Annotated in this window: 24 protein-coding genes; 11 read left to right on the top strand and 13 right to left on the bottom strand. The window is 68.9% G+C overall.

Annotated elements, in window-relative coordinates; genetic code table 11:
- Positions 1 to 188 precede the first annotated feature (188 nt).
- Positions 189 to 914: an amino acid racemase gene (locus RMP08_RS03750; RefSeq protein ID WP_310467652.1), complete on the top strand. Its 726-nt coding sequence runs from the start codon at positions 189 to 191 to the stop codon at positions 912 to 914.
- Positions 915 to 921: 7 nt separating this feature from the next.
- Here RMP08_RS03750 and RMP08_RS03745 read toward each other — a convergent pair whose 3' ends face one another.
- On the bottom strand, positions 922 to 1,839 hold the full coding sequence (locus RMP08_RS03745; RefSeq protein ID WP_310467651.1) for a LysR family transcriptional regulator: 918 nt from the start codon (positions 1,837 to 1,839) through the stop codon (positions 922 to 924).
- Between the two features lie 135 nt (positions 1,840 to 1,974).
- Between RMP08_RS03745 and RMP08_RS03740 the strand changes: the two genes are divergently transcribed.
- The 3 genes from RMP08_RS03740 to alr all read left to right on the top strand — a co-directional run bounded on the left by RMP08_RS03740 (position 1,975) and on the right by alr (position 3,834).
- Entirely contained in the window at positions 1,975 to 2,313 is a 339-nt protein-coding gene (locus tag RMP08_RS03740; protein WP_310467650.1) for a UrcA family protein, read from the top strand.
- Between the two features lie 36 nt (positions 2,314 to 2,349).
- Positions 2,350 to 2,727, top strand: a complete 378-nt coding sequence (locus RMP08_RS03735; protein WP_310467649.1) for a GFA family protein — start codon at positions 2,350 to 2,352, stop codon at positions 2,725 to 2,727.
- Positions 2,728 to 2,811: 84 nt separating this feature from the next.
- Positions 2,812 to 3,834 (top strand): alanine racemase, encoded by a 1,023-nt coding sequence (alr, locus tag RMP08_RS03730; RefSeq protein WP_310467648.1) that lies wholly within the window; start codon positions 2,812 to 2,814, stop codon positions 3,832 to 3,834.
- On the opposite strand, the gene nth is transcribed toward alr, so the two are convergent.
- The 6 genes from nth to RMP08_RS03700 form a co-directional block, all read right to left on the bottom strand.
- Entirely contained in the window at positions 3,794 to 4,468 is a 675-nt protein-coding gene (gene nth, locus RMP08_RS03725; RefSeq protein WP_310467647.1) for an endonuclease III, read from the bottom strand. The two genes, alr and nth, sit on opposite strands and share 41 nt — an antisense overlap.
- Entirely contained in the window at positions 4,465 to 5,175 is a 711-nt protein-coding gene (dapB, locus tag RMP08_RS03720; RefSeq protein ID WP_310467646.1) for a 4-hydroxy-tetrahydrodipicolinate reductase, read from the bottom strand. Before dapB ends, nth begins: the two co-directional genes overlap by 4 nt.
- Positions 5,176 to 5,237: 62 nt before the next feature.
- A complete protein-coding gene (locus RMP08_RS03715) occupies positions 5,238 to 5,675 on the bottom strand; it encodes a hypothetical protein (RefSeq protein ID WP_310467645.1) in 438 nt (145 codons plus the stop codon).
- Between the two features lie 138 nt (positions 5,676 to 5,813).
- A complete protein-coding gene (locus RMP08_RS03710; RefSeq protein WP_310467644.1) occupies positions 5,814 to 6,581 on the bottom strand; it encodes a DUF72 domain-containing protein in 768 nt (255 codons plus the stop codon).
- Between the two features lie 27 nt (positions 6,582 to 6,608).
- Entirely contained in the window at positions 6,609 to 7,574 is a 966-nt protein-coding gene (locus RMP08_RS03705; RefSeq protein WP_310467643.1) for an ATP-binding protein, read from the bottom strand.
- A gap of 138 nt (positions 7,575 to 7,712) precedes the next feature.
- Complete coding sequence (locus RMP08_RS03700) at positions 7,713 to 8,222, bottom strand: DUF4440 domain-containing protein (RefSeq protein WP_310467642.1); 510 nt, start codon at positions 8,220 to 8,222, stop codon at positions 7,713 to 7,715.
- Positions 8,223 to 8,299: 77 nt separating this feature from the next.
- On the opposite strand from RMP08_RS03700, the gene RMP08_RS03695 reads away from it, so the two are divergent.
- Positions 8,300 to 9,073 (top strand): NAD-dependent deacylase, encoded by a 774-nt coding sequence (locus RMP08_RS03695; protein ID WP_310467641.1) that lies wholly within the window; start codon positions 8,300 to 8,302, stop codon positions 9,071 to 9,073.
- Here RMP08_RS03695 and era read toward each other — a convergent pair.
- From era to lepB, 3 genes are read right to left on the bottom strand one after another with little or no spacing between them, the layout of a single operon-like run.
- On the bottom strand, positions 9,070 to 10,014 hold the full coding sequence (gene era, locus RMP08_RS03690) for a GTPase Era (RefSeq protein WP_310467640.1): 945 nt from the start codon (positions 10,012 to 10,014) through the stop codon (positions 9,070 to 9,072). The genes RMP08_RS03695 and era overlap by 4 nt on opposite strands.
- Entirely contained in the window at positions 10,011 to 10,718 is a 708-nt protein-coding gene (gene rnc, locus RMP08_RS03685; RefSeq protein WP_310467639.1) for a ribonuclease III, read from the bottom strand. Before rnc ends, era begins: the two co-directional genes overlap by 4 nt.
- Positions 10,715 to 11,560 carry a signal peptidase I gene (gene lepB, locus RMP08_RS03680; RefSeq protein WP_310467638.1) on the bottom strand — a complete coding sequence of 282 codons (846 nt, stop codon included), beginning with the start codon at positions 11,558 to 11,560 and terminating at the stop codon, positions 10,715 to 10,717. The genes rnc and lepB overlap by 4 nt, the downstream gene beginning before the upstream one ends.
- A gap of 78 nt (positions 11,561 to 11,638) precedes the next feature.
- On the opposite strand from lepB, the gene pgi reads away from it, so the two are divergent.
- Together pgi and gorA are read left to right on the top strand one after the other, a co-directional pair.
- Positions 11,639 to 13,138 carry a glucose-6-phosphate isomerase gene (pgi, locus tag RMP08_RS03675; protein WP_310467637.1) on the top strand — a complete coding sequence of 500 codons (1,500 nt, stop codon included), beginning with the start codon at positions 11,639 to 11,641 and terminating at the stop codon, positions 13,136 to 13,138.
- Positions 13,138 to 14,478, top strand: coding sequence for a glutathione-disulfide reductase (gorA, locus tag RMP08_RS03670; RefSeq protein ID WP_310467636.1), 1,341 nt, complete (start codon positions 13,138 to 13,140; stop codon positions 14,476 to 14,478). The genes pgi and gorA overlap by 1 nt, the downstream gene beginning before the upstream one ends.
- Positions 14,479 to 14,488: 10 nt before the next feature.
- On the opposite strand, the gene RMP08_RS03665 is transcribed toward gorA, so the two are convergent.
- Positions 14,489 to 15,817 (bottom strand): S41 family peptidase, encoded by a 1,329-nt coding sequence (locus tag RMP08_RS03665; protein WP_310467635.1) that lies wholly within the window; start codon positions 15,815 to 15,817, stop codon positions 14,489 to 14,491.
- Positions 15,818 to 16,023: 206 nt separating this feature from the next.
- On the opposite strand from RMP08_RS03665, the gene RMP08_RS03660 reads away from it, so the two are divergent.
- Entirely contained in the window at positions 16,024 to 17,607 is a 1,584-nt protein-coding gene (locus RMP08_RS03660) for an NAD(P)/FAD-dependent oxidoreductase (protein ID WP_310467634.1), read from the top strand.
- The gene (locus RMP08_RS03655) at positions 17,604 to 18,803 is read left to right on the top strand and encodes a CaiB/BaiF CoA-transferase family protein (RefSeq protein ID WP_310467633.1); all 1,200 of its coding nucleotides are present in this window, start codon (positions 17,604 to 17,606) and stop codon (positions 18,801 to 18,803) included. The genes RMP08_RS03660 and RMP08_RS03655 overlap by 4 nt, the downstream gene beginning before the upstream one ends.
- Here the strand turns inward: RMP08_RS03655 and RMP08_RS03650 are convergent.
- Both RMP08_RS03650 and RMP08_RS03645 read right to left on the bottom strand, forming a co-directional pair.
- Complete coding sequence (locus RMP08_RS03650; RefSeq protein ID WP_310467632.1) at positions 18,800 to 19,525, bottom strand: hypothetical protein; 726 nt, start codon at positions 19,523 to 19,525, stop codon at positions 18,800 to 18,802. The genes RMP08_RS03655 and RMP08_RS03650 overlap by 4 nt on opposite strands.
- Positions 19,522 to 20,721, bottom strand: coding sequence for a toxic anion resistance protein (locus tag RMP08_RS03645; protein ID WP_310467631.1), 1,200 nt, complete (start codon positions 20,719 to 20,721; stop codon positions 19,522 to 19,524). The genes RMP08_RS03650 and RMP08_RS03645 overlap by 4 nt, the downstream gene beginning before the upstream one ends.
- A gap of 236 nt (positions 20,722 to 20,957) precedes the next feature.
- Between RMP08_RS03645 and RMP08_RS03640 the strand changes: the two genes are divergently transcribed.
- A complete protein-coding gene (locus tag RMP08_RS03640; RefSeq protein WP_310467630.1) occupies positions 20,958 to 22,229 on the top strand; it encodes a Tad domain-containing protein in 1,272 nt (423 codons plus the stop codon).
- The coding region (locus RMP08_RS03635; RefSeq protein ID WP_310467629.1) for a pilus assembly protein at positions 22,229 to 22,429 on the top strand (201 nt) is incomplete at its 3' end. The genes RMP08_RS03640 and RMP08_RS03635, both read left to right, overlap by 1 nt.

The raw sequence follows: 22,429 nt of genomic DNA, 5'->3' as shown, positions 1-22,429 counted from the left end.
ATCGCCGCGGCGGGCGAGGGGTGCATGGCGACGATCGAGATGCCCGCCGTCCACCCGTTGATCGCGCCATTGGTCTATGCGGTGCCGGTGCAATTGATCGCCTATCATGTCGCGGTCTTGAAAGGCACCGACGTCGACCAGCCGCGCAACCTGGCGAAGTCGGTGACGGTTGAGTGAGCGGTAGCGCGATGAAGCATATCGGCATCCTCGCCCACAGCGCCGAGGGGGCGACCCTGTGCTATCGCGAGGCGTGGATGGAGGGGATCCGCAAGCTCGGGCCGCACCGCCACCCCGAGATCACCCTGACCGGGGTCGCGATGGACCTTATGCTCGACGCGTGGGGGCGCGGCGATTTGGCGGAATTGCGGGGGATGTTTTTCGGCGACGCCGAGAAGCTCGCCGCGGCGGGAGCGGATTTCTTCATCTGCCCCGACAATAGCGCGCACATCGCGTTGGAATCGCCGGGCGAGCCGTTCCCGCTGCCCGGGCTCAACATCGCCGAGGTGGTCGCCGAGCAGGCGCTGCGGGACGGCCGCCGCAAGATCGGAATCCTCGGCACCGAATGGACGATGGGCGGGCCGGTCTATCGCGGCGCATTGGGCCGGCGCGGGCTCGATTTCGCGGTGCCCGGCGAGGCCGACCGCAAGGTGGTCCACGCGGTGATCATGGAGGAATTGTGCCTCGGCGACTTCCGCGAGGAGTCGCGCGCGCAATATGTCGCGATCATCGACAAATTGGCGGCCGAGGGATGCGACGCGGTGGCGCTGGTGTGCACCGAGATCCCGCTGCTGGTGCGGCCCGAGGATTCACCGCTGCCGGTGCTCGATTCGACCCGGCTGCTGGCTCGCGCGGCGGTTGCGGTGGCGCTCGGCGAGCGCGCCATGCCCGAGTGGCGCGGCGGGCCGGTCGCCTGAGCGCCGCTCACGCCGCCTTGCGCGCGCCGAGGCTGCGGACGTGGGCGCTGAGGCGCTGGTAGAGAAAATCGATGACGGTGCGGACGCGCGGGGTGCGGCGGACGCGCTCGTGGGTGAGCAGCCACAGGATCCGCTCATGGTCCTGGCGCGGGGGCAAGCAGCGGATGAGGTCGGGCTCGGCATCGGCGACGATGCACGGGAGCACCGCGATGCCGAACCCCGAGCGCACCCCCGACAGCAGGCCGCTCGAGGTCGCGTGGTGCATCGCGACGCGGTCCTCGAGGCCAAGCTGCTTGAGCCACGCCTCGTAGTGCCGCCACAAATTACCGCCGCCGCCGCCAATGATGGCATGGTCGCGAAGCTCGTCGACGCTGCCCGGTATGCCGTTGCGCTCGGCGTAGTCGCGGCTGCAGTAGAGCGTCCAATCGTCGATGCAGATGCGGCGGCCGACCAGCCCCGCGGCCTGCTCGCCGATCGTGCTGCGCAGCGCGATGTCGGCCTCGCCCGCGCCGAGGTCGCGCAGCGCCTGGCCGGCGTCGAGCTCGATCATGATGTGCGGGTGGAGGTCGTGGAGCTCGCGCAGCATCGGGCCGAACAGCGTGACCGAGAAGATCTCCTCGGCAGTTAGCCGCACGGTGCCGCTGGTGTCGCGCGTGCTTGCGCCGGCCGCGGTGTCGAACTTGAGCGCGGCGGCCTCGACCTCGGCGGCGTGGCCGAGCATTTCCTCGCCGGCCGCGGTCAGGACGTAGCCGGCCTGGCGCTTTTCGAACAAGGCCAGCCCGACCGCCTGCTCGAGCGCGGCAATGCGGCGCGCGACGGTGGTCTGGCTGACCCGCATCGCGCGGCCAGCCGCCAGCGTGCTCCCGCCGCGGGCGATGGCGAGGAAATAGCGGAGGTCGTTCCAGTCGAGCATCGGCTCACCCATGCGCCTCGCGGCGCGTCCCGGCTATTCTGCATTATTGCAGAACCGGTGCGCAACATCGTTGCTCACATTTGCGAGAAAAGGGGACTAATTGGTTGGTCGCGCCGGACATCCGGCACCTCAACAGGGAATGCGACCATGTCCAAGACTCTCAAAATCATCCTCGCCTCGTTCCTCATCACCGCGGGCGCGATCAAGGCGGCCCCGGCGCATGCGGCGGACGTCAGCCAGGTCAGCGCCAGCGTGCGCACCGCCGACCTCGACCTCTCGACCAAGGCCGGGCAGCGCGCGCTCAACCAGCGCCTGGCGATCGCCGTCGTCGATGTCTGCGGCAAGCCGTCCGACGTCGACCTCGCCGGCAAGAATCTGGCGCGCGCGTGCCGTGCCGAAACCTCGGCCCGGCTCGCCGCCGAGCGCGACCGGCGGATTGCCGGCGCGGTCGATCCGGCCGAGCCGATCCGCCTCGCCGCGCGCTGACTTGTCCCCAGCCGGCAGCCGCTCTAGCCTCGGTGAATGATTGAGGCGACAGGCGGCTGCCACTGCGGCGCGGTGCGGTTCACGGCGAAACTGCCCGACCCGCCGGTCCCCGCGCTCGAGTGCAATTGCTCGATTTGCGCGATGAGCGGGTTCCTCCACATCATCGTGCCCCACGGCGACTTCGCGCTCGACCAGGGCGCCGACGCGCTGACCGGCTACCGCTTCGGCAGCGGCGCTGCCAACCACCTGTTTTGCGCAACCTGCGGCATCAAGAGCTTCTATCAGCCGCGCAGCCACCCCGCGGCGTGGAGCGTCAACGCCTACTGCCTCGATGACCGCCCCGAGCTGGCGATCGACTTTTTCGACGGCCGCGACTGGGAGGCGGCGTCTGAACAGCTCGACCGTTCGTCCTGAGCCTGTCGAAGGACTGTCCTGTCTCGGGCGGCCAAGGAAGGGCAGTCCCTCGACAAGCTCGGGACGAACGGAGATAGGCGCCAGATGCACCGCCCCCTTCGCCTGACCTGTGACAAGACCGCGCTGGCGGCCAATTGGCGTTGGCTGGCGGAGCACGCGGGAGCGGCGTGCGGGGCGGCGGTCAAGGCCGATGGCTATGGGCTCGGCGCGCGCGCGGCGGTGGACGTCCTGGCGGCCGCGGGGTGCCGCGATTTTTTCGTATCGACGTGGGCCGAGGCCGCGGCGCTGGGGCCGCTCGCGGGCAGCCTGGTCGTGCTCCACGGGATTGGCCCTCAGGACATTGCAACAGCGTTGGCTTCCCCCGCTCGTCCGTGCCTCAACACGCCCGGGCAGGTCGCGCGGTGGAAGCAGGCGGCGCCGGGCCGGGCGTGCGACGTGATGGTCGATACCGGGATGAACCGGCTTGGGCTGCGGGTGGATGAGATCGGCTGCCTCGAAGGGCTGAGCATCGACACGCTGATGAGCCACCTCGCCTGCGCCGACGAGGACCATGCGCTCAACGCCGCGCAGCTGCAGCGCTTCGGCGAGGTCGCGGGGTCGGTCGACGCAAACCGCTACAGCCTCGCCAATTCGGCGGGAATTTGCCTCGGGCAGGATTACAGCTTCGATCTCGTGCGGCCCGGGCTGGCGCTGTACGGCGGGGTGCCGCGGCGCGAGGCGGAAGGCCACATCGCGCAGGTCGCGCGGGTCGAGGCCGAAGTGATCCAGCGCCGCCCCATCCGCGCCGGCGAAAGCTGCGGCTACGGCGCGACGTTCGTCGCCGAGGCCGACACCGAGGCGGCGATCGTCAACCTCGGCTATGCCGACGGATATTTGCGCGGGTTCTCAGGCCGCGGCGCGGCATTCGCGGGCGAGGCGGCGCTGCCGGTGCTGGGGCGAGTGTCGATGGATTTGATCGCGCTCGGCTGCGACGCCGCGCGCGATTTGCGCGAGGGCGACTGGGTCGAGATCGACTACGACCTGCCGACCGCGTCCGAAGCGTCGGGCCTGTCGCAGTACGAGCTGCTCACGACGCTGGGCTCGCGCTTCGAGCGGCGGTGGGTTTAGGCGGCGGGGTTTTCGGACGGTAGCGGCACAGGTCGATGACCGGGCAGTGCCAGCACTCGGGCTTCCGCGCCTTGCACACGTAGCGGCCGTGCAGGATCAGCCAATGGTGCGCATCGCGGCGGAATGGCTGGGGGACGATTTTTTCCAGCTTGAGCTCGACCTCGAGCGGGGTTTTGCCGGGCGCCAGGCCGGTGCGGTTGCCGACGCGGAAAATGTGGGTGTCGACCGCGAAGGTCTCCTGCCCGAACGCGGTGTTGAGCACGACATTGGCGGTCTTGCGCCCGACCCCGGGGAGTTTTTCGAGCTCCTCGCGGGTCTGCGGCACCTCGCCGCCGTGATCGCGCAGCAGCGCCTCGGACAAAGCAATGACATTCTTGGCCTTGGTGTTGAACAGGCCGATGGTGCGGATCGCCGCGCGTACGTCCTCCTCGCCCAGCGCGACCATCGCTGCGGGGGTTGCCGCGCTCTCGAACAGCCCGCGGGTCGCGAGGTTGACGCTGACATCGGTGGCCTGCGCCGACAGCACCACCGCGACCAGCAGCGTATAGGGATCGCGATACTCGAGCTCGGTGACCGGCGCCGGATTATCGGCCGCCAGCCGCTCGAAAAACTCGAAAACCTGCGCTTTGTTCACAGCGCGTCGACGACGTCGCGCATGCTGTAGAGACCGGGCGGCTGGCCGTGGAGGAAGCGCGCGGCGGCGAGCGCGCCGCGGGCGAAGATGGCGCGGGTCTCGGCGCGGTGGGTCAGCGTCAGCCGCTCGTCGGGGCCGAGGAAGTGGACGTCGTGGTCGCCCGCGACGGTGCCGCCGCGCAAGGCGGCGAATCCAATCGCGCCGACGCCGCGGGAAAGGCCGGTACCGCTGCGCCCGCGCTCGGCGGCGAGCGGCTTGCCGCGGCCGCGCGCGGCGGCCTCGCCCAGCGCCAGCGCGGTGCCCGACGGGGCGTCGGCCTTGTTGCGGTGGTGAGTCTCGGCGATCTCGATGTCCCACTCGGGGCCGAGCACGGCGGCGGCGCGCTCGACGAGGTCGGCCAGCACGGCGACCCCGAGCGAGGTGTTGGCGGCTTGCAGAACGGCGATCTGCTCGGCGGCGGCGGCGATGCGGCGGCCGGCGAAATCGTCGAGCCCGGTGGTGCCGATCAGGATCGGGATGGCGGCGGCGGTGGCGCGGTCGAGGCTCGCCTGGAGCGCCGAGGGGGCGGAGAAATCGATCAGCACGTCGGCGTGGTCGGGGTCGAGCGCGAACCCGCGATCGCCGGCGACGGCCTCGGCGATCGCCTGCCCCATGCGGCCCTTGGGCGCGAACAAGGCGAGGCGGAGCGGCTGGGTCTTGGGACGCATCCGAGCGTCATGGCGCAGCGCCGGTGCCGGCGCAATCCGGGCACCGGCGCTGGGCCGAACGGCTACTTCTTCTGCAGCTCGCGGTAGAGCACGCTGCCCATCAGTTTGCGCATCGACCCGCGCTGGCCGCTGGCGGCCTCGGCGCTGTGGTCGTCTTGGTTCATGCGCTTGTTGAGGATCGCGCTGCGGCGATCGGATTCCTTGACCGACGGGTAATCGGCGAAGCGGGTGAGCAGGATGAGGTCGGGCTCGCCGTCGCGCGGGTTGATGTTGTCGAGGATGTAATAATCGAGGATCCAGCCCTGCGACTTGGCGAACGCCTGATTGTCGACCCAGGTCTTGTTGAGCCAGTCCATGTAATTCTCATACTGGCCGTCGACGACGTCGATCCGCGCCGCGGTCCACAGCGGGCCCAATTTGTAGCTGCTGTCCTGCGCCAGAGCGGGCGTGGTGGCGAGTGCGCTGGCCAGTGCGGCCGCGCCGATAATCCACTTGTGCATCGCTTATTCCCCCATGAGGCCGCGGACGGACGCCGGCGGCCGAGTGTCCGGCCAGAAGGACCGGCGCTTTACGCGGAAAGACAGGCAGCCGGAACGCCGACCCCCCGCGGCGATTAAGCACGGCGCACCGAGTCGTTCCTAATCCGAAATGAGGGGACGAATACCGAGCTGCTGCGAGAGCGCCAGCGCCGCCGCCGGCGCGCGCAATTTGGCGCCGTTGATCATGAACAGATAGGCGTCGCGGCCGGCGCTTTGCCAACGCTTGGCGCGCGCCGCGAACGCATCGAGCGCGGCGTCGTCATAACCGGTCGCGATGTCCTCGCGCATGCGCTGCAATCGCGCGTAGGCGAAGCTCGCGGTGTCCGCGTCGAGGCACGGGAATTCGTCGTCGTCGCCGAACACCACGGCGACATCGTGCGCGCGGCACAAGTCGAAAAACCGGTCGTCGCGAAAGCTGTCGTGGCGCGGCTCGATGACGTGCCGCAGCGGGAGGCCGTCGAGCTCGCGCGGGAGCAAGTCGAAAAAGCGCGCAATGTCGTCGCGATCGAACTGGCGGCGCGCCGCAAGCATCCACAGCAAAGGGCCGAGCTTGGGGCCGAGCACAGACAGGCCCTGGGCGAGGAAATTACCGACGCCTTCGCCGGCGTCGGCGAGCTTCGGCCGGGTGACGCAAAAGCGCGAGCCCTTGATCGCGAACTGGAAACCGTCGGGCACGGCGGCGGCCCATTTGGCCCAGCTGGCCGGGCTCTGCCGGCCGTAGAAAGTGGCGTTGATCTCGATCGCGCCGAACGCTTGCGCGGCATATTCGAGCTCGCGCGCGTGGGGCAATTTGTCGGGATAGAAAGTGCCGCGCCACGGCGGGTAATTCCAGCCGCCGATGCCGACACGGATGACAGGCTTGCTCATCTGCGCCAGCCTGGCCGACCGCGTGCGCTACTGCAACGACGGCACGTACAGGCGGTGCGTGGTGCCCTCGCCGGACGAGGCGACGTGGTGAGTGGCGCCGAGCTGGCGGACGAAGCGCGCGACCAGCTTGGTTCCGAGCCCGCCCCCGCTGGTCGGGTGGGGCCTGGCCTGGATGCCCGCCCCATCGTCCTCGACGAGGAACTCGGCGCCGTCGTCGATGCGTGAAGACCTGACCCGGATGACCCCGCGTCCGGTGGCGTCGAACGCGTGCTTGAGCGCGTTGGTGACCAGCTCGTTGACGATCACCGAGATGTAGATCGCTTTTTCGGCGCTGGCGGTGATGTCGTCGGTGACGCATTCGACCCGCACCTCGTCGCGCGACAGGCCGCGGTGGAGCTGGGAGCACAGTTCACGCAGATGGTCACCGAGGCGGACGGTGCCGAGGTTGTCGCTGCGCAGCGCGAGTTGCTCGGTCGCCAGCGACACCGCCTTGATGCGGTCGGCGACTTGCGTCAGCGCCTCGCGCACCTCGCCGTTGGGCGCCTGACGCGCTTGCAGCAGGACCAGCGCCAGCCCGGTTTGGTAATTGTTGCGGGTGCGGTGGTCGATCTCGCTCAAGGCTTCGCCGAGCAGGTCGAGACGCCGTTCGCGGGCCTCTCCGGCGCGGTCGATTTCGCGCTGGTAGAGTGCAATAACCGTGAGCACGATGAGTTCGGAAACGGTGGCGATGGCCAGGCCGCCGAGCTGGGCGCGGTCGGGCAGGGCAAAGCTCCCCTGCGGTTCGACTACCAAATACCAGGACAGCAGCTGGCCACCGACCAGGGCGACCAGCCCGCTGCGCCAGCCGGCCAGGACGGTCGCGACGATCAGCCCGACAAACACGAACGCGAACGGGGCGCGGTCTCCGGCCAGCGGGCTCAGCGCGAGGCGCAGGCCGAGGGCAATCACGGCGGACAGCAGCCCGATGCCGAGCTCGGTCAGCCGTGGCGGCACTCTGCCGGCCAGCCGTTGCGGCAAGCGCGAGGTCAGTATCCGCTTGATTGCCCCACCCTCTGCGACTCGGGAAGCGCCTGAACGCACGCTCCCGGCGGCGAATTTACCCTAGCTTCAAGCGTGAGTCATTGACTTCAGTCAGCCGGCTGGCGCGGGCGCCGTGGCGGCGGCCGGCGCGCCCGGCGTGATGAAGTCCTCGACCGCCTTCCAGCTGCCGTCGGCCTGCTTCTGCCACACCGTCAGATAGGAGCCGGTATCGCTGCGCGGCTGCTTGGTCGCGGGGTCGGTCGACTGCATGGTGAAGTGGCCGCGGGTGTAGGCGAGGTCGCCCGATTTGGCGACCTGGGTGCGGTCGCTGGCGAACTGCAGGCGGAAGTTCGGATCCGACACCATCGTGGCGATCGCCGCGCGGCGGCCGAGCGCATCGCTGACCAGCGGCGCGCCGGGGTTGGCGAGCGATGCGTCGGGGGCATAATGCTCGGCCAGGCGGACCGCGTCGCGCGCGTTGTAATCGGCCATCCACTGGCCCTCGATGCCCTTCAACTGCTGCTCGACCGCGGCGGTGTCGATCGCGGGGTCCTTGGCGCCCATCGCGTCGCAGGCGGTCAGCGCCGAAGCGCACAGCATCACGGCAAGCAGCTGTTTCATCGCGGGTGTCCTTGATTGAGGAGGCCGGGAGAGAAACATGAATGCGCGAGGCGTGCAACGGCGATAGAGGGGGGTCGATGCGCGACGCCCGCAACATCGTCATCCTGACCGGCGCAGGGATCAGCGCGGAAAGCGGGCTGCAGACGTTCCGCGCCACCGACGGGCTGTGGGAGGGGCACCGGGTCGAGGATGTCGCGACGCCCGAGGCGTTCGCGCGCAACCCCGCGCTGGTGCATCAATTCTACGACGCGCGGCGGGCACGGCTGGGGGAGGTGGTGCCCAATCCGGCGCATCAGGCGCTCGCGCGGCTCGATGCGGAGTGGCCGGGCGATCTGTTGCTGGTGACGCAGAATGTCGACGACCTCCACGAGCGCGCGGGTGCGAAGCGGCTGCTGCACATGCACGGCGAGTTGCTGCGCGGGTGGTGCCTGGCGTGCGATGCGCGGTTTGCGTGGGAAGGACCGATGTCTCCCCACACCGTTCGTCCCGAGCGAAGTCGAGGGACGTTGGCGGGGGGTGTCTCGACTTCGCTCGACACGAACGATCTCAATATTTGCCCGTCCTGCGCGGAATCGGGCCAGGTGCGACCCGACATCGTGTGGTTCGGCGAGATGCCGTACGACATGGAGCGGATCGACGAGGCGCTGCGCGACTGCGACCTGTTCGTCTCGATCGGCACCTCGGGCGCGGTGTATCCGGCGGCGGGGTTCGTCCAGACCGCGCGCTACTGCGGGGCGCGCTGCCTCGAGATCAACCTCGAGCCGAGCCTGGGCAGCGTGTATTTCGATGACGTCCGCATCGGTCGCGCGGCAGAACTGGTGCCGGCGTGGGTTGAGGAGGTGCTGCCCTAATCGGCCCAGTCGAGCCCGATGTCCTTGTACAGACTGCGGTCCTCGTCCCAGCGCGGGTTGACCTTTACGTGCAGGAACAAGTGGACCTTGCGCCCGAGATGCTCGGCAATCGCCTCGCGCGCGGCCTGGCCGATCGCTTTCAGCCGTGAGCCGTCTTTGCCCAGAATGATCGCCTTCTGGCTGTCGCGCTCGATCAGGATCTGCTGGTGGATCATCGCCGAGCCGTCCTTGCGGTCCTCCCATTTCTCGGTCTCGACCGCGGCCGCGTACGGCAATTCGGCGTGGAGTTGGAGGTAGAGCTGCTCGCGCGTCAGCTCGGCCGCGACCATGCGCTCGGTGGCGTCGGTCAATTGGTCGGCGGGGAAATGCCACCGGCCGGCGGGCATCGCCGCGGCCAAGTGCGCGCGAAGGTCGGCGACGCCGTCGCCACTGGTCGCCGAGACCATGAAGGTCGCTTCGGGCTGCAATCGCTCGGTCAAGCGCGCGGCAAGCGTCAGCAGCGCCTCCTTGGGCGCGATGTCGGCCTTGTTGAGGACGAGGATCTTGGGCTCGCCGCGCTGCTCGACGCCCTCAAGGACCTGCTCGACCCGCGCCGCGACCTTGGCTGCGGCGTCGATCACCAGCACCACGCGGTCGGCCTCGTCGGCGCCTTCCCACGCGGCCTTGACCATCGCCCGGTCGAGGCGGCGGTTGGGGGTGAAGATGCCGGGCGTGTCGACCAGCATGATCTGGGTCTCGCCGGCGATCGCGATGCCCATCAGTCGGGCGCGGGTGGTCTGCGCCTTAGCCGAGACGATCGCGACCTTCTGCCCGACCAGCGCATTGACCAGCGTCGATTTCCCCGCATTGGGCGCGCCAAGCACCGCGACCACACCGCAGCGCTGCTCCCCCTCCCGCTCGCGGGAGGGGGCTGGGGGGAGGGGTTGTCCGCTGTCGGTCATTGCACAGGCCCTCCCCCGGCCCCTCCCGCTCTGCGGGAGGGGAGTAGATGCTCCAGCAGAGCCGTCGCTGCCGCGGTTTCGGCCTCCTGCTTGCTGGCGCCCTCGGCCTCCGCCTCGCCGGCGCCCTTGATCGCGACGCGGACGGTGAAGCGGGGGGCGTGGTGGGCGCCGGTGCGGGCGATGATCTCGTAGGCCGGCGGCTTGAGGTTGCGCGCGGCGGCGAGCTCCTGGAGGGCCGACTTGGGGTGGTGCGGAGCGGCGCCTTGGCTCTCGATCAAAGGCGCCCAGGCGCGGCGGATGAAGGCGTCGGCGGCGTCGAGCCCGCCGTCGAGCATCAGCGCCCCGATCAGCGCCTCGACCACGTCGCCGATGACATTGTCGCTCTGGCTGGCGTGGTCCTCGCGCGCCTGGCGGCCGAGGCGGATCAGCGGCGGAAGGCCGAGCGCGCGACCGACCTCGGCGCACGTCTCGCGCGCAACCAAGGCGTTGAACCGCCGCGACAAATTGCCTTCCGGCTCATTGCCGAAGCGTTCGAACAGCCAGCGCGCGACGACCAGCCCGAGGACGCGGTCGCCGAGGAACTCGAGCCGCTCGTAGCTGTCCTTGCCGAGGCTGGAATGGGTCAGCGCGCGTTCGAACGCGGCGAGGTCTTTTGGCTGGTGGCCGAGCTGGTCGCGGACGAAGGCGGCGGCGTCGGCGTTCATTCGGGGTCGCCGGTGTAGCCGTTGCCGATGCGGCCCCCGCGCAAGGACGTGAACCAGGTCCACGGCTTGACGTAGGACGCGCCGCCGTCGGTCGACCAGAAGGTCACCAGCGCGCGCCCGACGAGGCGGTCCAGCGGCAGGAAGCCGACCCCGCCCTCATTGGGCGCGAAGCGGCTGTCGAGGCTGTCGTCGCGGTTGTCGCCCATCAGGAAAACATGGCCGGCGGGCACCTTGACCGCGGGGAAATCGTCGGCGCGCGGGGTGTCGACCTGGTCGAGCACGGTGTAGCTCGGGCCGCCCGGCAGCGTTTCGCGGTAGGCCGGGAACAGGCAGGTCGTCCCGCCGTCCGCGCCGGCGCGAACCATCGGGGTCGCCGGCGGCACCACCTTGCACGGGCTGTTGGCGCTGACCGGCATGGCGAACGGGGCGATCGCCTCGCGGGCAAGCGGGCGGCCGTTGAGGATCAGCGTTCCGCCGCGCACCTCGATCGTGTCGCCGGGCAGGCCGATGACGCGCTTGATCAAGTCCGCCTCGTCGGTCGGGTGGCGGAACACGACGACGTCGCCGCGCTCGGGCGCGCCGCCGAGCAGGCGCCCGTCGAACGAGGGGAAACCGAACGGGAAGCTATGGCGGTTGTAGCCGTATGGCCATTTGGCGACGAGCAGATAGTCGCCGATGTACAGGCTCGGCAGCATCGAGCCCGAGGGGATGTGGAACGGCGCGGCGATGAAGCTGCGGATGACCCAGGCGAGCAAGGCGAATGTGAGCAGGAAGCGGATCACGCCGCCGTCCTTGCCGCGTGCGCGGGCAGGGGCGTCGGACGAGTAAGTGCGGCGGGCCATCGGCGCCGCTTGTCCGCCCGCCGCGGGGCCGTCAAGCGGCTATGGCTTTTGGGAGGGGCGCGGCTATGAGGCGTGGCCATGGCGAAGGGCCCGTGGAGCGCGATCGAAACGCACGCCGTGCAGGGCCTCGCCGCGCTGTTCGCGGCCGAGCCGGACCGGCTGAGCCGGCTGACGGTCGAGGTCGCGGGGCTCTATTTCGACTGGTCCAAGACCCATCTCGATGCGGCGCTGCTGGGGCATTTCGAGACGCTCGCCGAGGCGATGAAGTTCGACGCCGCGCGCGAGGCGCTGTTTGCCGGCGCGGTGGTCAACCCGAGCGAAAACCGCGCCGCGACCCATGTCGCCGAGCGCGGCAGCGGGGCCCCCGACGCGGTCGCGCTGGCGTCCGCGCGGCGGCAGTGCACCCGCGCCTTGGTCGACGCGATCGAGGCCGGGGCGTTCGACGACGTCACCGCCATTCTCCACATCGGGATCGGCGGGTCGGTGCTCGGGCCGGCGCTGCTGGTCGACGCGCTAGGGCGCAACGGCGCGCGGCTCGAGGTGCGCTTCCTCTCCAACATCGACGGCGAGGCGTTCGATGCCGCGGTCAACGGCCTCGACCCGGCAAGCACGCTGGTGGTGGTAGCCTCGAAGACCTTCACTACCGGCGAGACGCTGGCCAATATGGCGGCCGCGCTCGAGTGGCTGGCCGAGGCGGGCGGGGCGGACCCCCACGGGCGGCTGATCGCGGTCACCGCGACGCCCGAGGCGGCAGTCGCGGCCGGGATCGACGAAACCCGCGTGCTGCTGTTCGACGACGGGGTCGGCGGGCGCTACTCGCTGTGGAGCGCGGTCGGGGTGTCGGCTGCGCTCGCGCTGGGGTGGGACGCGTTCGAGGAATTGCTCGAAGGCGCGGCCGAGATGGACCGGCACTTTCGCTTTTCGGAAGCGGGCGCCAATGCGCCGCTGCTCGCCGCCTGCGCCGACCAGCTGTATGTCCAGGCACTCGGCTGCCAGACCCGCGCCGTGTTCGCCTATGACGAGCGGCTGCGGTTGCTGCCGCCCTATCTCCAGCAGCTCGAGATGGAATCGAACGGCAAGTCGGCGACCGCCGACGGCAAGCCGCTGGGCCGGGCCAGCGCGGCGGTGACCTGGGGAGGAACCGGCACCGACGCCCAGCACGCGGTGTTCCAATTGCTCCACCAGGGTCGCGTCACCGTGCCGGTCGAGTTCGTCGCAGTGCGCGACAATGACGACGCGCAGGATTCCGAGCACCACCGGCTGCTGCTGCTCAATGCCTTCGCGCAGGGCGCGGCGCTGATGCAGGGGCGGGCCAGCGACGATGCCCAGCGCAATTACCCCGGCAACCGGCCGTCGGCGACGATCCTGATCGAGCGCCTCGACGCGCGCTCGCTCGGCGCGCTGATCGCCTTCTACGAGCACCGCACCTTCGCCAATGCGGTGCTGCTCGGGATCAACCCGTTCGACCAGTTCGGGGTCGAGCTGGGCAAGGACATTGCGCGCGCGATTGGCGAGGGCGAGGCTCAGGGTTTGCTCGACGCCTCCACGCGCGCCTTGATCAAGAGAGCAGGAATCTGATGGCCGACTTCGACCTGATCGTGATCGGCGCCGGTTCGGGCGGGGTGCGCGCGGCGCGGATCGCCGCCGGCCATGGCGCTAAAGTGGCGATCGCCGAGGAGCATAAGGTCGGCGGCACCTGCGTCATCCGCGGCTGCGTGCCCAAGAAATTGCTGGTCTATGGCGCGCACTTTGCTGAGGACCTCGAGGACGCCGCGATGTTCGGCTGGGACGTGCCGACCAAGCGCTTCGACTGGCCGGTGCTGCGCGATAATGTGCTGGCCGAAGTGTCGCGGCTCGAGGCCGCCTACACAGAGACGCTTACCAATCATCAGGTAGAGATTTTCCACGAACGCGCCGAAATGACCGGCCCGACCGAAGTCACCTTAGCGTCGGGCAAGAAACTGAGCGCGGGGAAAATCCTCATCGCCACCGGCGCGCGGCCGCTGATGCCCGAAGTCGAGGGCATCGAGCATGCGATCAGCTCCAACGAAGTGTTTCACTTGGAGCGCATGCCCAAGCGCATCGTGATCGCGGGGGGCGGCTACATCGCCAACGAGTTCGCGGGCATCTTCCACCAGTTCGGGGCGCATGTGACGCTGGTCAATCGCAGCGATACTTTGCTCCGCGGCTACGACCAGCAACTGGTCGACCGCCTGCTGCAGATCTCGATCCGCAAGGGTATCGACTACAAGTTCAACACCACCTTCGAGCGCATCGAGCGGCGCGACGATGGCTCATTGAAACTGGTGATGAAAGGCAGCGACGACATCGAGGCGGACGAGGTGCTGTTCGCGGTCGGGCGGCGGCCCAACGTCGAGGCGCTGGGCTGCGCCGCGGCCGGGGTCGAGGTTGGCGACAAGGGCGAGATCAAGGTCGATGACGACAACCGCACGTCGGCCGCATCGGTGTTCGCGGTGGGCGACGTCACCGACCGCGTGCAATTGACCCCGGTCGCGATCCGCGAGGGCCAGGCGTTCGCCGACACCTTCTTTGGCAACATCCCCTGCAAGGTCGATTACGGCTGCATCCCGAGCGCGGTGTTCAGCCATCCGCCGCTCGCCGGGGTCGGCATGACCGAGGGCCAGGCGCGCAACAAATTGGGCTCGATCAAGGTCTATACCTCGGACTTCCGCGCGATGAAGAACGTGCTCGCCGGGCGCAACGAACGATCGCTGTATAAATTGGTGGTCGACGCCACCAGCGACGAGATCGTCGGCATCCACATGATCGGGCCCGACGCGCCCGAAATCCTCCAGGCCGCCGCGATCGCGGTCAAGGCTCGGCTCAAGAAGGCCGATTTCGCCGCGACGGTGGCGCTGCACCCGACGATGGCCGAGGAACTGGTGCTGATGCGCTGACCCGCCTGGGTCAGGGATTGCGCGTTGCGACCACCCGGCTGCCGTCGTTGCGGAACAGTTCGAAGCCGGTGACGGCGGTGCCCGCCACGGCGAACTCGAGCTGGGTGCGGGCGTCGTCGACGAACGCAAAGCGGTTGGCGCCGATCGGCACGATCGAAATCTTGTGACCGCCGCGCCGCTGGAACGCCAATTTGCCATCCTCGAGCGTGACGCTGCGCTCGCCGAACGTCCCGGCGTAGGCGGCGAGCGGCAAAGCGGTTGCCACCGGCTGGACCTGCGCGGCGAGCAACGTGGCGGCGGCCTCGAGCTCCGGCCTGTCGGCCGGCGCCGCCGTTTGTGCGAGCCGGCGCAGCGCATGGACCTGGGCAGTTTCAAGCGCCTTGTCGACGGGTACCACGGTGGTCGGCGCGATGCCGACGCCTTCCCAGTCCTTGCCGGTCGAGGCGAGCACCGCGCGGCCGACCGAAATGCTGATCACCATCCCTTCGGGCAGCGCGAAGAACTCGTTGCGGAAGCCCGCCCCGGCCGATTTCTCGCCGATGATCTCGCCCAGCTTGTACCCCGCGACATGGCCGATGAACTCCTCCGCCGCGCTCGCGCTGCCGCCGCTGGTGAGGACGTACAGCGGCTTGCCGACCATCCGCGGCGCGCGCAGCGCCGGCAGGCTGGCCGAGGTGTCGACGCGGTCGGACCCCATGTAGAAGGTCATCAGCGGGCGGTTGGGCGGCAGGAAGTGGCTGACCATGTAGCGCACGGCCGACGGGTCGCCGCCGCCGTTGCGGCGCATGTCGATGATCACCGCGTCGCCCCCGGCGAGGAAGCGCATGGCGTCGTCATAGGCGCGCTCGCTCGGCTCGCCGGCCCACACGAACCCGGTGGTTTCGAGATAGCGGATGTTGCCGGGCAGGAGCTTGAGTTGGACCAGCCCGTGATTCTGCTTCGCCGCGTTGGCGATGTCGGCGGCGCTCGGCGGCGCGTCGTCGGCGCCGGCATTGGGCGGCGCGGCGGCCAGCGCGCGCGACTGAGCGGGGTCGTACATCAGGCCAAGGTGCTTGTCCGGGGTGACCCGGCCTAGGTCGGCGTTGATCTTGCGCACGACTGCTTCGGGATCGGGGTCGGCGTAGCGGCCCGCGGCCAGTCCTTCGGCGAGCATGGCGTCGAACTTCGGGCGCAGCGCGGGCAGGACATAATGGCGGTTGAGCAAGGCGCGCGTCGCCGCCACCAGTTTCGCCACGTCGACCGGCGCCCGCGCCTCGCTTGCCTGCGCGAGCGCGGGAGCGGCTCCGGCCAGGGGCGCCACGACGATTCCCGCCGCCATGGGGATCATCAACCCGCGCATCGCACCCTCCCGTTCAATCCGCCGCAACCTTGGTCGCGTTGGTTGCGCGAGGCGCGCCTGGTTCGGCGAAGCGCCGCGCGGTTTCGCCCAACGGCGGGCGGGCGCCGCCGGCTCACATATTGTCGCGGCGGGCGTAGCGAAGCCGCCGGAGCGGCGCTAGGGAGCAGGCGGCGGCCAGCGGGCGCGCCGACGACGGGGGGTACCGAGTGCACGACGCGATCATCATCGGGGCCGGCCACAACGGGCTGACCTGCGCTTTCTATCTCGCCAAGAAGGGCCTCAAGGTCGCCGTGCTCGAGGCCGCGGGGACGGTCGGCGGGGCGGCGGTGACCGACGAGTTTTTGCCGGGCTTCCGGAATTCCGCGGCCGCCTACACCGTCAGCCTGTTGAACCCGACGGTGATCCGCGACCTCGAGCTCGAGCGCCACGGGCTCAAGGTCGTGCTGCGCAAGACCGACAATTTCCTGCCCGGCGACGGCGACTATCTGCTCGCCGGGCGCGGCGGGTTGACGCGGCGGGAGATCGCGCGCCACGTCAAGGCCGACGGCGAGGCCTACGACCGCTACATCGCCGAGCTGGAAGCGGTCGTCCCGCTGCTCAAGAAATGGCTGCTCAAGGCCCCGCCCGAGGTCGGCGCGGGGATCGGCGGCCTGCCCAAATTGCTCGGGCTCGGGCGCGACATGGTCGGGCTGTCGACGAAAGAAATCCGCATCGTGCACGACTTCGCGACGCGCAGCGAAGCCGACATCCTCAACCGCCATTTCGAGGGCGATTTGACCAAGGCTCTGTTCGGCTTCGACGGAGTGGTTGGCAATTTCGCCTCGCCCGACGCGCCCGGGACCGCCTACGTCTTGCTCCACCATCTGTTCGGCGAGGCGGCCGGGGTGCCCGGGGCGTGGGGCCATGCGCTGGGCGGGATGGGCGCGATCACCCAGGCGATGGCCGCCGCGGCGCGCGAGGCCGGGGTCGACATCCTGCTCAATACGCCGGTCGAGGAAGTGATCGTCGACAAGCATCGCGCGGCCGGCGTGGTCGCCGGCGGCAAGGCGTGGCGCGCCGATGTCGTGGTCGCCGGGGTCAATCCCAAGCTATTGTTTGACCGGCTGGTCCCGGCGGGGGCGGTCGAGGCCGAGGTCGAGCAGCGCATGACCAACTGGAAGTGTGAGAGCGCGACCTTCCGCATGAACGTCGCGCTGGCCGAGCTGCCCAAGTTCACCGTGCTGCCCAAGAAGGGCAACCACCACACTGCGGGCATCATCATGGCGCCGAGCCTCGATTACATGGACAAGGCGTATGTCGACGCCAAGCGCGACGGCTGGTCGAAGCAGCCGATCATCGAGATGCTGATCCCCTCGACCCTCGACCCGAGCCTGGCGCCCAAGGGAAAACATGTCGCGAGCCTGTTCTGCCAGCATTTTCGCTATGACCTCGGGCCGGGGCGGAGCTGGGACAGCGAGCGCGACAAGGCCGCCGACGCGATCATCGCCACCGTCGATTCGCACGCGCCGGGGTTCGCCAGGTCGGTGCTCGGCCGCCAGATCCACTCGCCGCTCGACCTCGAACGGCGCTTCGGGCTGATCGGCGGCGACATCTTCCACGGCAAGATGGGCCTCGACCAATTGTTTTCCGCGCGGCCGATGATCGGCGCATCCAACTACCGCATGCCGCTGCCCGGCCTCTATCTGTGCGGCTCGGGCGCGCACCCCGGCGGCGGGGTCACCGGGGCGCCCGGGCATAACGCCGCGCGCGCCGTTCTCGCCGACCGCCGCCCGTGGAAGCGCCGCCGATGAATGCGCCGCTGGCCGGCCTCAAAGTGCTCGATCTGTCGCGCGTGCTGGCCGGGCCGTGGTGCACCCAATTACTCGCCGATCTCGGCGCCGAGGTGATCAAGATCGAGCGGCCACAAGTCGGCGACGACACCCGCCACTGGGGGCCGCCGTGGCACGGCGAGGGCGACGCCAAAGTCGCCGCCTATTTCCTCGCCACCAACCGCGGCAAGAAATCCGCGGCAATCGATTTTGCGCAAGCCGAGGGCGCCGACCTGGTCCGCAAGCTGGCCCTGACCAGCGACGTCGTGGTCGAGAATTTCAAGGTCGGCGGATTGCACAAGTTCGGGCTCGACGCGGCCTCGCTGCGCGCCGCCAACCCGCGCCTGATCGTCGCCTCGATCACCGGCTTCGGCCAGGACGGCCCCTACGCCGAGCGCGCCGGCTACGATTACATCATCCAGGGCATGGGCGGGCTGATGAGCATCACCGGCGAGCCCGACGGCGCGCCCGGCGGCGGCCCAATGCGGGTCGGGGTGGCGGTGGTCGACCTGTTCACCGGTCTGTACACCACCGTCGCCATCCTCGCCGCGCTCAACCGGCGCCATTCGAGCGGGGAGGGCGGGCATATCGACATGGCCCTGCTCGACACCCAGGTCGCGATGCTCGCCAACCAGGCCTCGAACGCCTTGATCTCGGGCCGGGACCCGCCGCGGCAGGGCAACACCCATCCCAATATCGTGCCCTACCAACCGTTCGCCGCGGCCGACCAGCCGATCATCATCGCGGTCGGCAACGACCGCCAGTTCGCGCGGCTGGCGGCGATGTGCGGTCATCCCGAATGGACCAGCGATGCGCGCTTCGCGACCAATGCCGCGCGGGTTGCCAACCGTGACGCGATCGTCGCGCTGGTGGGCGACTGCATCCGCGAAAAGCCCGCGGCCGAGTGGCTCGAGACATTGGAAGCGTCGGGCATCCCGGCCGGCCCGATCAACCGCATTTCGCAAACCCTCGCCGACGTCCAGGCGAAGCACCGCGCGATGGTGCGGACGATCGGCGGAGTGCCTTTGGTCGGCTCGCCGGTGCGCATCGACGGGGAGCGGGCGGATGCGGAGTTGCCGCCCCCGGGGCTGGGCGAGCATACCGATGAGGTGCTCGCGGGGCTGGGCCTAGATGGTGACGAAATGGCCCGGCTGAGGGCTGCTGCGATCGTCGGCTAGGTGTCGATGCGCTCTTCTCCGTAGCGCGACTTGATGAAGCGGCCCTGGGTCTCGAACGCCATCACGTCGCTGCGCGCGATCTTCTCGGAAATCTCGGACAGCGCGGCGCGGCCCGCGGCGAGCCCCTCGACCAGCCGCTCGTCGACGCTGATGCCCTCGCCGTCGCGCTCGTTGCGGAAGGCGGTGGGGACATGGGCGTAGCGCTCGATCAGCCCCGGCAGATGGGTCGACATCAGCCGCCGCGCGTCCTGCGCATTGGGATCGAGCGCCTCGACCCGCTCGAGCGTCTGCTTGAGCGCCGGCAGCGCCGCGCTGATCGCGTCGAGCTCGGCCTGCGCCGGGGCGGGCAGCGCCGCGCGCGTGCGATAGAGATAGCTGTCGAACCGCTGGACCATTGACCCGTTGGGGAGGTCCGCGGCGGGCGCGGTGGCGGTCGCGCGCTCGCCCGGGATGAACGCGAGCAGCGCCGCGATGCCGATCGCCAGCCCGACCGCGGCGAGGAAGCCGAACATCCCGATCGGCATGATCAGCCCGATGACGATGGTGATCACCGACACCGCGATGATCGCCACCCCGGCGCGCCCGACGCGGCGCTTCAGGTCCGAGTTGAGCCGCTGCCGCTCGCGCTTGGCAGCCGCGCGGGCCGGCCCGCCACGCTGGTCGAGCTGCGCCATCACGCGGTCGGCGCGGGCAATCACCAGGTCGAACTTCTCCGTCGTCATTTGCTCTCGATCGGGGCGAACGGCGAGGCGGCGGGCCCTTCGAGCCGCGCTTTCTCGACGCCCTCGGCGCGCGCGATGTAGCCGCGGGATTTCTCGACTTCACTGCCAAGCGTCTCAACCGTCTGCTTCATGTTGGTCAGCGCGGTCAGCTTGAACTGGTCGACCTGGTCCATCGTCTCATAGATGTTCTGGAACGCGCGCTGCAGCGTCTCGAGCGGGATCGTCGACGACGCCGCCTGCTCGTGGATCGCCGCCGACTGGGTGCGCAGCAGCTCGCCGGTCGAATCGATCATCCCCGCGGTGGTCGTGTTGAGCGCGCCGATCTGCTCGAGCACGAGGCGCTGGTTGGTCATCGCCTGGGCGACGGTGACCGCGGTGCGCAGCGCCGACACGGTGGTGGTCGAAGCGCGGTCGACGCCTTTGACCAGTTCGACATTGTTCTTCTTGACCAAGTCGAGCGCGAGATAGCCCTGCACCGTCACTGCCATCTGGGTCAGCAAATCGGTGGTGCGCTGGCGCGTGTAGAACAACGCCGTCTCGCGGATCGCCTTGGCCTTGGCCGGGTCGGTCGCGTCGAGCTCGTTGGCCTTGTCCTCGAGCTGGCGGTCGAGGCTCGTGGAGATGTGCACCATCTGCTCGAGCTTGTGCATGGTCTTCCACAGGCCCGCGCGCTCGGTGTCGATCGCGGCATTGTCCATCAGCAGCTCGTCCTTGCCGTTGCCGAGGCTGCTGAGGATTTTTGAGATGTGGCTCTGCGAGCTGCGATACTTGTCGAAGTAGCGGTCGACCCGGTTGCCGAACGGAATGATCCCGAGGAATTTGCGGGTCTTGGTCGCTTCCTTGGGATCGAGCGCCTGAACCGTGCGGCGCAGCTCGGTCAGATCGGCGCCGATGCCGGTGTCGGCGTCGATCGCCTTGACCGGGCGGTCGAGGAAGCGGTTGGAGGCGCCCGCCGCCTCGGCGATCTCTTTCCTGCCCATCGCGGTCAGCTGGTCGACCTTCTTGCCGAACTCGGGGCTGTTGGCGTCGAGCGCGGCGAGCTCGTCGATGAATTGCGCGACCTTCTTGTCGAGCTGGCTGGTCTCCTCGCTCTTGAGCGGGACCAGGCCGGCGGCGGCGGCCGGCTCGAGCGGCTGCAGCGGCGCCGGCGGGTCGAGCTTGAGCTTGGTCGCGGTAGTCGTTTCCTGGGTCGCCATCGATCGGTCCTCATCCTGCCCATGCATGCGGGTTCAGCGAGACGGTGAACGGCCCGCCATCCCCGCGCAAGGGGGTTGACTGTATTATAGATATAAGACGCGTGGCTTCAAGGGCGGGCCGATTTTGGGACAATCCGGCCATGGTCAGCCACCCGTTAACCACAGCCCTGAACGGTTCGCACACCGTGTTCGCTTTAGACGGGCGTCATGTGCACCGATTTCCAAAGGGTTGACCGATGATTCGATCGATGAAGCGGCTGTGGTCTGATCGCCGCGGCAATGCCCTGCTGATCTTCGCCGGCGCGTTGCCGCTAGTCATCGGCTCGGCGGGCCTCGCCAGCGACACCATCCAGTGGGCGCTGTGGAAGCGCCAGCTCCAGCGCGCCGCCGATTCGGCCGCGCTCGCCGGTGTCTACGACCGCATCTACAACAACGGGTCGATCAGCAACGTCACGACCGCCGTCAATGGCGATCTTGGCCGGCACAACCACACCAACATCGCCTTGCTCGGCGCCTATCCGCAGATCACTCACCCGGCCGGCGCCAACTGGCGCAATCCGGTCAAGGTCAAGCTCGGCCTGCAGAAGAATCTGAGCTTCTCGTCGCTGTTCCTGACCAGCCCGCCGACGATCACCGCGGAGGCCACGGCGGCGACGGTCGCCACCGGCGTCTATTGCGTCGTCAGCCTGGTCGAGAATGGCACGACCGGAATCCTCGCGACGGGTAATGCCGATATCAACCTCGGTGGCGGGATGATCACCAATTCGACCTCGCTCACCGCGGCCATCGCCACGGGCTCGTCGAGCGTGGACGCGACTCCGGTCGCCGCCGTCGGCGACATTCAAAGCAGTACGCACTGGAACGGCGCCGAGCTGTTGCCGTTCACCGTCAAGCAGGCTGACCCCTACGAGGACGTCAACCCGCCGACCTTTGCGCCGTGCAAGGGCAATGCCAACAAGATCGCCATCAACAACCAGCACACGGTGGTCGACCGCAGCACCGATACCGGCGTGCAGTGCGTCAGCGACATCACGGTCAACGGCACGCTCAAGCTGGGCAGCGCCACCTACGTCATCGACGGTGGCGGGTTCTCCACCGGGGCGCAGGCCAAGGTCAGCTGCACGGGGTGCACGATCATCCTTACCAACAGCGACGGCGGCACGCCGACCATCGGCAAGCTCGACTTCAACGGCGGGTCGGAGCTCAACATGACCGCGCCGACGTCCGGCACCTATGACAATATCCTGTTCTACCAGGATCGCCGCGCGACTAAAGGCGACAACCAGGTCAACAGCATCAACGGGAATAGCTCGTCGGTGTTGAGCGGCGCGATGTACTTCCCCAACCAGCTGATCCGGCTCAACGGCACCGGCGGCCTCGAATTCACCTGCGCCCAGTTCGTTTCCTATGTCATCGAGTTCTCCGGCAACGGCAGCATCGATAACACCTGCTCCGGCGGCTACGGCGACGATTCGATCATGGACCAGCACGTGCGGCTGGTGGCATGATGATCCGGCGTCCAGGCATCCGCCGCGACGAGCGCGGCGCATCGGTCGTCGAGCTGGCTCTGGTCGCGCCGTTCCTCGCCGCCATGCTGATCGGCATGGTCGACATGAGCAACGGCTATTCGGACAAGCTGCAGCTCGAGCAGGCCGCCCAGCGCTCGATCGAGAAAGCGATGAACGGCGACAAGAACACCGACCTGTTC

It is taken from the genome of Sphingomonas sp., assembly GCF_031426035.1.
Taxonomy (GTDB): Bacteria; Pseudomonadota; Alphaproteobacteria; order Sphingomonadales; family Sphingomonadaceae; genus Sphingomicrobium.
This window is presented reverse-complemented; position numbering and strand designations above follow the sequence as displayed.